This window comes from Vibrio sp. M260112, assembly GCF_036533775.1.
In the GTDB taxonomy this organism is placed as follows: domain Bacteria; phylum Pseudomonadota; class Gammaproteobacteria; order Enterobacterales; family Vibrionaceae; genus Vibrio.
The window spans coordinates 1-9,609 of the sequence record NZ_JATABH010000077.1 but is presented as its reverse complement, the minus strand read 5'-3'; the positions used below and the strand labels follow the sequence as shown (position 1 = coordinate 9,609).

Sequence of the window (9,609 nt, the reverse complement as noted above, 5' to 3'; positions counted from 1 at the left end):
CACCACACCTGAATCAGGTACTAGGAAACCGTCCGTCTCATCGTAATTCTGCCATTGACCGTTTGGAAGTTTGATTTGAATGCGACCCAAGTCCGCATCTGAAGCTGTACCTGTAATATCAAGCTTGGCCGCTACATCACCAAATGCGTCGCCACTCAGCGAGACTTCGTAGTTCAACCACGTTTCTTCGCCTTCAACCGCTTTGTCGCCGCCGCTCACTAGAAGATCTGGTGCATCTGCGTCCACTTTAGAGCCATCTTCGCGCTTGACCAGATCGTCTTCAATAGTTCCAGTATCCTTTGCAGAAGGCGACTCCAAGAATTCGCTATTACTCTGAGCAGTTAAAGTGACTGATTCTAGATCTTCAGTCTCCAGATCATCTTGAACCTGAACGTAGACTTTTAACTGAGTTTCACCCGACTTCAATATTAAGTCTTCAGAGGTTAAAGCTCGGAACTGACCTGGTCCAATTGCGATAAATAGATTATCTAAATAGTCACTTCCTTTAGTTGCTGTATCACTTAGCTCTCCCAGAGACAGATTTAGCTCGACATCTTCCGTCACTGCTTGATCTAAAGAAATAGTGAATTCTATATATGCGCTATCATCTTCCACTACAGTTTGGCCGGCGGTCACTGTCATCTCAGCCACAGGTAAGACGTCCACGTCAAACTTAATTGTGTCTGTACCACCGTTACCATCATCCACAGTAAGAATAAAACTATCGGTACCGTTGTATTCTTCGTTTGGTGTGTAAGTCCAATTACCCTCACTATCAACAGTTACTTGACCGTTTTTAGGTTGTTCTGATACTAAGTAGGTTAAGTCATCACCATCAACGTCGGTAGCCTGAACCTTACCCGAAATTGGATCGTCCTCTTTAGTCACAACAGACTCTGAATCGCCAACTGGTACATCGTTCAAGTCAACAAAGACTGGAGCATCATTCACAGGAGTAACATCAATATTGACTACCAGCGTATCTGTACCACCATTGCCGTCATTGACAATGACAGTGAAGCTATCAGGGCCGTTATAATTCTCATTCGGCGTATAGGTCCAAGTGCCGTCTGGGTTTACGATAGCCGTACCATTTGCAGGCGCAGAAGACTGGGAGAAAGTTAGGATATCTTGGGCATTTTGGTCTGTAGCAGTCAGTGTTCCGCTGATAGGTGTATCTTCGTCTGTAACAACGGCAAGGCTATCACCTAGTGGGTCATTGTTTAGATCAACGAAAATAGGATTGAATAGACGGAATTGCTCTAGGAGTGCAAGGCTTTGTGTCTGAGAAAGACCTAATGATTCAAAACCTGAAGTATCGAAATTAGTCGAAGCAATAGTCTCGGCAGCATCACGCGCAACAGTTGTGGAAGCAGTTAGGCTCGAACCACTTTGACCACCAGCGGCCGTTGCAAAGTCTTCACCTAACTCAGTCGGGTCTTGGCCTTCTTCTAACGCAGCAAAGATATCTGCAATTTCTGCTGAGATATCTTGGTTCTCGCCGTTGTCGCCAACTAGGTTGACTTGTAGTTGTTGATCTTCAGCAAACTTAGGATTGCCCTGAACAATCACCTCACCGGGTTTTGGAAGCTCTCCCTCTACCAAAACTCGAACATTACCGTTTGCATCAATAACGATGATTTGGTTTGCTGCTAAATTGCCTACTGCTACGTAAGTACCAAAACCCATATTTTAAGCCCTTTATCCTTGACTAAATTCTTGCTTATGTCATTGCCGACAAAAATTTGGCAATGTTAAAAATTCATGCAGGTTATAAATTAACATCTTTAACTATTCGGCTAAACACATTTTTTGCATAAAAGCCTCAACAAACACGACACAAGTTGCATTTCTCAACATTGAGACCGTGAATTAAGATCACACTTTTAGCATCATAAAGTCTAAATGATGCCTCTTTAACCAATATGCACTCAATTTTTTAATCCTTGTCGATAATTAACAACTTAGCAACACAATAAATGCGTTTTTCATTAGTTTTCTGCTACTAAGAGTGTTATTTTATTGGCGCTATCGATGGATAAATCTCACAAACGAGACAAAAAAGTTGAGTATTATCCTCAATTACGAGCACTTCGAGGAGAGTCAGAGTGAATTGGAATAAGTTGAAAGTACTAAGTTGCGCGGTTGCACTTAGCTTTCCAGCACATAGTCAAACATTAGAGCAAGCAGTTGCCTACACCATTACTACGAATCCTGAAATTAAAGCATCATACAATGAGTTTATGAGTAAGTTTTATGACTCAGAAGCATCAACTGGCGCTTACATGCCTAAATTGGATTTAGATGCAGGTATTGGTTATGAAGCGGTTGACTTGGCATCAGGAACCGAAAATGAATTGACCCGTAAAGAAGCGACTTTGACGCTGACACAGTTGTTATGGGATGGTTCTGCTACTCTTAACGACATGGATAGAACTGCTGCAGACGCCGAGTCTGTTCGATTCCAACTTCTTTCCGACGCCCAAGATATCGCTCTTCAAGTGACTAAGATTTACTTGGACGCGACAAAAGCATATGAAGTGTTAGCTCTTTCTGAAAGTAATCTGGCTGTACACAAAGAGATTTATCGTGACATCAGCAAGCGTGTTGATTCAGGAATAGGTTCAACAGCGGATTTATCACAAGTAGAAGCACGTTTAGCTAAAGCGCACGGCAACTTGCTCGCTGCGCAAAACAACCTGTTTGATGTCCACACTCAATTCAAGCGTATCGTTGGTCAAGCACCACAAGGGTTAATCTTCCCTCGTGCCGATCAAACCGCAATCCCTTTCACTGTGGATGAAGCTTTAGACACCGCATTTAACTCACATCCAGTGATCAAGATAGCTCAAGCTGATGTCGATTCTGCTCGATTCCAATACGACCAAACTAAAGGCGTTAACTACCCAACACTGTCAATCGAAGCCAACCAAACTTGGCGCGATGATGCCGGCGGCATTGAGGGTGGCAGCGACGAATTCTCTGCAATGCTACGTATGCGCTATAACCTATACAACGGTGGCTCTGATGCAGACCGTTCAGAGAGCGCAGCATATCAGTTGAATAAAGCGAAAGATTTCCGAGATCGTACATTCCGCACTGTTGAAGAAGGTTTGCGTCTATCATGGAGTGCTCTTGATCTAACCGTTCAGCAAAAAGAGTTTCTTGCTGACCACGTAGACTCGGCATCTGACACCGTTATTGCGTACCAAAAGCAGTACAAGCTCGGCAAACGTACCCTACTTGACTTGCTCAACACTGAGAACGAGTTGTTCGAGGCTCGCAAAGGTTACCTAGATGCTAAGTATGACGAGCAGTACGCTAAGTACCGTGTTATGAATGCAACGGGCAACTTGATGGCGGCACTACGTGTGGATACACCTGAAGAGTGGAATAAGAAGGTAGAATACTAAGATGAAAAAAACAGTACTTTCAGCGCTTGTCACTGCAACGATTTTTGCAGCACCACTCAAAGCCGAAGACACGTACGAGTATCGCGCAACTCCGACTCCGAATCAGCTAGCAGACTTGCTGGACGAAGATGGGGATGGTGTGATTAATGCGCGCGATTTATGTCCTCAGACTCCGGCTAAAGCCGATATCGATAACGATGGATGTGGCACTTACATCAAAACAGAAGAACAGCTAAATCTCCATATCCTGTTTGCTAACGACTCGGATCAGATTCAACCCGCTTTCTTAGCTCAGATTCGTGAGATGTCTGCCTTCCTTGAATCTTACCCGTCAACGTCGATCGAACTTCGTGGTTATGCAAGTAAAGTAGGTAAAGCGAAATACAACATGGCTCTATCTGAGCGTCGTGCACAAGCAGTAGAAAAGGCATTGCTTGAAAACGGTGTTGCTCCAGACCGTGTTCGCATTATAGGTTTCGGTGACACAGATCTTGAAGCATTAGGCACAGACGAAATCAGTCATGCGAAAAACCGCAAGGTAGTGGCAACGGTTGTCGGCCACAAAGGTAATGTTAAAGAAGAGTGGTCAATCTTCACTAAGATTGAGAAATAACCATTTGTTTTTGATTAAGGGAGCTTCGGCTCCCTTTTTTATTTTGCTTTTGGGTGATGAGTGTTACCCTAGCAGCAATTAAACGTATGAGATAAAACCAATGAGCAAATTAACTTCTGATATTCAAGCAAACCTTGAGCTATTCGTTTCAGAAACTAAGCAATCTAAGCTAGTTTGGGGCATGCGAAATGAAGAAGGCTGGCTGTCTTGTGACTCTACTGAATTTGAAAACAGTGAAGTAATGCCATTCTGGTCAAATAAAGAAGATGCACAAGCGCACAATGTTGAAGAGTGGGCAGACTTCGAAGTGCTAGAAATCCCACTGGATATTTTCGTTGAAGATTGGTTGCTAACTCTTGCTGAAGATGGTGTTCTAGTTGGTACTAACTGGAATGCTCAACTTGAAGGTAAAGAGATGGAGCCATCAGATCTCGCGAAGATGTACCTAGACTAATGACCAAAAGCGTCCCTCGGGACGCTTTTTTGTTCTTATTGCTTGGCCACTAAGGCTACCATCACCGCTTCGCGGTTGTCCAAATAGTCATTTAGACCGACTTTTCTCAGTTCGCATGATGGGCAATCTCCGCATCCGTCACCAATAATCCCGTTGTAGCAAGTCAGGGTTTTCTCACGTACAAGTTGCAGAGCGTCATATTGATCCGCCAATGCCCAAGTCTCGGCCTTATTCAGCCACATCAATGGGGTCGCAATCTCTAGTTGGTAGTCCATACCCTGAGCTAATGCGTTGTTCATCGCTTTAACGAAATCATTACGACAATCTGGGTAGCCAGAAAAATCCGTTTCACATACACCAGTAATCACTGTTTTCGCACCAATCTGATAAGCATAGATACCCGCTAGGGTTAAAAACAGGATATTGCGACCAGGTACAAACGAATTTGGTAGGCCATTCTCTTGCAGTTCATGAGAAACCGCAATGTCATCACGAGTGAGGGAACTAATTGCCAGTTCATTCAATAGGCTGACATCCATCACCTTATGTGCCTTAACACCCAACTCTTTTGCTAAGTTTTGTGCCACTTCGATTTCTAACTTATGACGCTGACCATAATCAAAAGTAATCGCGTGAACTTCATCAAACTGTTTAAGCGCTTGGACAAGACATGTGGTTGAGTCTTGACCACCACTGAATACTACAACGGCTTTGTTCATGTTTGTTTCCTTTAAGCAATGCTGAGGTATTTGTGAGTTTGGATCGACAGACGCCAATTTCTAGCGATACAGACATCAATACACAGCTCGGTTGCACGTGGTTTTTGACTGATTGGCTGAAGAGCAATGGTAGTCGACTTTGGCACTTGAGCGCGTTCTAGCAAAGCATCCAACTGATCGATGTCTTTCTCTGTTGCTACTGGGTGTTTAATCTCATTCGCTCGCAATAATGCACTGTCTAACACTGGCAGTTTGCCTTTCATAGCCACTTTCGGTGACACTGTCACCCATGTATTTTCGCTAGCTACAACGTCATAAGTTCCGCTGGTTTCTATCTGACATTGGCAACCCATGGCTTCAAACGCAGCCGTTAGAGGACGAAGATCGTAAATACAAGGTTCACCGCCAGTAATCACAATATGTCGAGCGGTGTAGCCTTGCTTGTTGTACTCATTAACAATGTCTTGTGCTGATACACTACACCAAGTCGGAGAGTCCTCTTTCTTGGTTAGGATTTCTTCAAGCGAGCATTCGTCTTGCGGGGTCGCATCCCAAGTTTGCTTAGTATCACACCAAGCACAACCCACTGGACACTCTTGCAATCTGACAAATACCGAAGGTACGCCCGTAAAGACCCCTTCTCCCTGAATGGTTTGAAACATTTCGTTAATCTTATACAACTTAAACTCAGCCTAAATCATCATCAAAAGTTTGCAGGAACGAGACCTTAAAGGACTCCAAGTTGAAGGTCAACTAATTCATAAATTGATCATTCGAATCTCAGCCATTATGCTGGGCTCTTTTGCGTCGTCTACGCTCTATTTTAAGGTAAGTTATGTATAAATTGATTGCTCTTGATATGGATGGCACTTTGCTCACCAGCGAAAAGACCATTAGCGAGAGAACAAAACGTGCGATTGCCGAAGCACGTCAACGTGGTGTAAAGGTGGTTCTTGCCTCTGGTCGTCCTCTGGACGGCATGCAAGCGAAGCTAACGGAGCTCAACATTGAAGGTGACAATGAGTTCGTTGTTTACTTCAATGGCTCAATGGTGAAAGAACTGGGCACCAACAAACTGATTCACACTGCCATCATTGATGGTAAGCGCGCGAAACAAGTTGCAGCACTGGCGCTACAACTAGGTGCTTACTGTCATGCCTTTAGTGCAGAGCTAGGGCTTATCACCCCAAAGCACAATGAATTCACTCAAATTGAATCCACTATTAACCAAATTCCAGTAACCGAAATGGACTTTGAACAACTTGATGACAACCACGCTATCATCAAGGCAATGATTGTTGCCGAGCCAGAAACCCTGACCAAACTGGTTGATCAGATCCCACCATCGGTGCGAGAGGAATTTACCATTGTTCAAAGTGCGCCTTTTTTCCTTGAGTTTCTGAGTCTCGACAGTAATAAAGGCGTTGGTGTCAAAGCCATTGCAGATTATCTAGGCATTAAGGCTGACGAGGTGATTTGCATGGGTGATGCTGAAAATGATCACCACATGCTCGAATATGCTGGGCTTGGGGTTGCGATGGAAAACGCGATGGAACAGACCAAAGCCATCGCCAACTATATTACGTCGAGCAACAATGACGACGGAGTTGCAAAAGCTATTGAGCAATTCATTTTGAACAAATAAGCCCTAATGCACAAAGGCAGCGTTACGCTGCCTTTGCTTTTGCTCTGATAAGTATTGCGAACACAATCAGCAATAACGGGTATCTAAGTGTTTCGACAATCAGCGAATAGAGGCCGCTTGAGGACACAAAGGTCGCAGCATAACTGACCAACAAATAGGTTATGACCATAGCAAACATAGCAATCACCGTATCCTTGCCATTCGCCTTTTTCTGCTCTGTACGCTGGGTTGAAACCAAACCGAACACCGTCACTATTATTGCTAACCAATAAGTAAATACAGGTATTGGCCAAAAGATGGTGAGTAGTGTCGCGGTAAAAACCAGCATACCCCAAACCAGCTTAGATGAGAGTAATACCATCGCATCCACTTCGGTTCGGTTTTGTAGTCTAATGATATGCCATGCACATAAAGCACCTAATAACGCGCCACTAATACTGTCAATCATGAAAGCAGCACCACTGTAAAACTTGGCAATAGCGAGCCAACTCACGGCAATCAGAAGCATGATTGACCAACGATTAAGATACAGTTTTTTCAGTGCATCAAGAACCAACACACCCACACAAAGCCAAACGGCTATTGGTAAACTCGGTAAGCCAAATCCATAACTTGATGCCAACTCTACAGCAGGCAGATACACATGCGGCCGCGGAAGTGCAAACCCCTGTTGAGCAACAAGGCTAAGTAGTGATGTTACGGTAACGGCAAAGAACGCTCGATAACAAAACTCCTTACCAAATCGCCAATAAAGTAGAGGAAATAACCCCAATAGAATTAGCGGATTGGCAAGATAATTACCCGCGAGCAACATTAGGTCTAAAACCGTATAAATATACTCAGGCATCTTGAGCAAAGAATGTTGCAATTGCACCATCCAACCGAGTTCTAACTGATTGAAAAATGGCGCCGCCTCGACGAGATTGCCCACGTAAAGTACGCCCTGATCGGTGGCATTGGGCAAAGCATCAATCAACCACTGAAGTTGATCTGGAAAACGATAGTCTCCCTTAGGCACCAGTTGTGGATCGACTAACATTGCAGACGATATCTCAATACCATAATGTGGAGCAAACCAAATGGGTAACTCGTTACCATCGAGAAGATTGTTGTATTGGAAAGCGACAATATCTGAGTCCGCAACACAATCATAAAACGCAGCGTTATCACTCCGACCTAATTCATTGCCTACAGAAACCACCAGCCCAGTCTCTTCCCACGCTTCGCGTTGCGCTGCCAGCTTTGGATCTTCACCACTGGCGATGGTGCCTGCTGGCAGTGAAAGCTTGCTGGTAATAATTTCATTAACCATCACCACTTTCTCGCCTGAGCGAATAACGCACACCGCCCCCTTTAAATTTGATGAGTCTGACTCAGCCACAGAGGAAAGAGAAAAGAAGGCTGAGATCAGACATATAAAGGTGGTAACTATATTAGAATAAAAACTCATGATGCTGGCTTGTGTTTCCCGACTGACTTACGTAACCAATGAATATGATGTTCAAAACCGAACTGCTGATAGAATTCGACCGCTGAAGCATTAAATTGCCACACTTCAACAAAAACTTCCTGTACACCGTACTCGACAAAGCGTTGTTCTATTTTTTGGCAAAGTTGATTCGCCACACCTTGTCCACGATATTCAGGGCAGATAAATAGCTCATCGATGCTCCCCATTTGGATCGGCTTACTAACTGTAGAAATGAGTTCGCAAAAATGCCCTGTGATAAAGCCTATGATGGCGTTAGCCTGACATGCCACAAAAACAAGACATTCAGGATCGTCTAGATAGCGAGCAATGCTTTTTTCTTGCTCTATCTCTTCTGCTGTTTTGAAGTAGTTAGGGCATTGACGATGGTGCTCATCATGAAGCTGATACATCAGTTCATTAAGCTGTTCGAGATCGTTTTCGCCTGCAGAACGAATTGATACTGGGTGCATAAATATTTTTGCGTTACATATAAAGTGACAGTGTGGCGGTTTAGTCAAATTTTTTCAACAAAAAAGCCCCTTTGTATGAGGTAACTCCTATCAGTTAAGCAAATGATCAGTTGAACGATCCTGTGGTTGGGGCCGACTTGTCTAATCTCACTCATGATGGGTCATTCCCCCTCATCCGTTAGCAACAGCTCGACTGCCGCTCGATTGAGCGGCAGTGCGGATAAACTGTCTTGAAAAACGTCTAATGCCAATTGCATCGCTTACCTGTCCACTCATGGACTTGTTCCGGCCATAACCCATATGGGTTTTAGCGACTATCACAGATATTTCACATTCTTGCCACGGAATGCGATAGAGCACTTTATTGTGCCATACGTAAACCTCTTGGTTTTTTTATGAAAGCGTACCGGCATGGCGATGGGCTTAAATAAACTTAAGCTCATGTAAAAATCCACCTGCATAGCAGGTGGCTTTGAAAGGCCCCCTTAAAGGGGGCTCACTGTTAGTTTTTTAACCCAAGACGCATCTGACGCTCCTCTTCTTCCTTTCCCACACGATCTTGATGTCGGACATACCTGCGTATAATTTCCTCGTTCATCCCTACCGAATCAACGAAGTAGCCTCTTTGCCAAAATTTGTTGCCCCATAATTTCTTCTTTCTTAAGTACGGAAATTGTAAGCGTTCACCAGCAGTCCATTGACAAAAAGTGTGAGTTAACGCAATTGATCCAACATTCCTAATTGAGTGATCATTTCTAGCCGTCATGCTTAATGCATGAAAAAGAAAAAATCTAAATTCTCATCTTCGCCGCCCGTGGCCTCAG

Annotated in this window: 9 protein-coding genes and 1 pseudogene; 4 read left to right on the top strand and 6 right to left on the bottom strand. The window is 44.0% G+C overall.

All coding sequences use genetic code 11. The features are described from left to right. The coding region (locus QTN95_RS19165) for an Ig-like domain-containing protein (RefSeq protein ID WP_331418617.1) at window positions 1–1,689 on the bottom strand (1,689 nt) is incomplete at its 3' end. 419 nt (window positions 1,690–2,108) lie between these two features. On the opposite strand from QTN95_RS19165, the gene QTN95_RS19160 reads away from it, so the two are divergent. The 3 genes from QTN95_RS19160 (at window position 2,109) to QTN95_RS19150 (ending at window position 4,480) form a co-directional block, all read left to right on the top strand. Further along, a complete protein-coding gene (locus QTN95_RS19160; protein ID WP_331418616.1) occupies window positions 2,109–3,413 on the top strand; it encodes a TolC family outer membrane protein in 1,305 nt (434 codons plus the stop codon). Between the two features lies 1 nt (window position 3,414). After that, the gene (locus QTN95_RS19155) at window positions 3,415–4,026 is read left to right on the top strand and encodes an OmpA family protein (RefSeq protein ID WP_331418615.1); all 612 of its coding nucleotides are present in this window, start codon (window positions 3,415–3,417) and stop codon (window positions 4,024–4,026) included. A gap of 100 nt (window positions 4,027–4,126) precedes the next feature. Then, window positions 4,127–4,480 (top strand): DUF2750 domain-containing protein, encoded by a 354-nt coding sequence (locus tag QTN95_RS19150; protein ID WP_138972336.1) that lies wholly within the window; start codon window positions 4,127–4,129, stop codon window positions 4,478–4,480. Between the two features lie 35 nt (window positions 4,481–4,515). Here QTN95_RS19150 and queC read toward each other — a convergent pair whose 3' ends face one another. Both queC and queE read right to left on the bottom strand, forming a co-directional pair. Continuing rightward, window positions 4,516–5,199: a 7-cyano-7-deazaguanine synthase QueC gene (queC, locus tag QTN95_RS19145; RefSeq protein ID WP_331418614.1), complete on the bottom strand. Its 684-nt coding sequence runs from the start codon at window positions 5,197–5,199 to the stop codon at window positions 4,516–4,518. 11 nt (window positions 5,200–5,210) lie between these two features. Continuing rightward, entirely contained in the window at window positions 5,211–5,879 is a 669-nt protein-coding gene (gene queE / locus QTN95_RS19140; RefSeq protein WP_240800915.1) for a 7-carboxy-7-deazaguanine synthase QueE, read from the bottom strand. Window positions 5,880–6,034: 155 nt separating this feature from the next. Between queE and QTN95_RS19135 the strand changes: the two genes are divergently transcribed. Continuing rightward, the gene (locus QTN95_RS19135) at window positions 6,035–6,844 is read left to right on the top strand and encodes a Cof-type HAD-IIB family hydrolase (RefSeq protein WP_138972333.1); all 810 of its coding nucleotides are present in this window, start codon (window positions 6,035–6,037) and stop codon (window positions 6,842–6,844) included. A 22-nt stretch (window positions 6,845–6,866) separates the two neighbouring features. On the opposite strand, the gene QTN95_RS19130 is transcribed toward QTN95_RS19135, so the two are convergent. From QTN95_RS19130 to QTN95_RS19120, 3 genes and pseudogenes are all read right to left on the bottom strand, one after another. Then, on the bottom strand, window positions 6,867–8,189 hold the full coding sequence (locus tag QTN95_RS19130) for an NUDIX domain-containing protein (protein WP_331418612.1): 1,323 nt from the start codon (window positions 8,187–8,189) through the stop codon (window positions 6,867–6,869). A gap of 101 nt (window positions 8,190–8,290) precedes the next feature. Continuing rightward, on the bottom strand, window positions 8,291–8,785 hold the full coding sequence (locus QTN95_RS19125) for a GNAT family N-acetyltransferase (protein WP_331418611.1): 495 nt from the start codon (window positions 8,783–8,785) through the stop codon (window positions 8,291–8,293). Between the two features lie 502 nt (window positions 8,786–9,287). Further along, window positions 9,288–9,461 (bottom strand): annotated as a pseudogene (locus QTN95_RS19120) (transposase); the annotation flags it as partial. Window positions 9,462–9,609: the final 148 nt, after the last annotated feature.

Coding starts and splice junctions, on each gene's coding strand:
- QTN95_RS19135 (WP_138972333.1), top strand. CDS start 6,035: ATGTATAAATTGATTGCTCTTGATATGGATGGCACTTTGCTCACCAGC.
- queC (WP_331418614.1), bottom strand. CDS start 5,199: ATGAACAAAGCCGTTGTAGTATTCAGTGGTGGTCAAGACTCAACCACA.
- QTN95_RS19125 (WP_331418611.1), bottom strand. CDS start 8,785: ATGCACCCAGTATCAATTCGTTCTGCAGGCGAAAACGATCTCGAACAG.
- QTN95_RS19155 (WP_331418615.1), top strand. CDS start 3,415: ATGAAAAAAACAGTACTTTCAGCGCTTGTCACTGCAACGATTTTTGCA.
- QTN95_RS19150 (WP_138972336.1), top strand. CDS start 4,127: ATGAGCAAATTAACTTCTGATATTCAAGCAAACCTTGAGCTATTCGTT.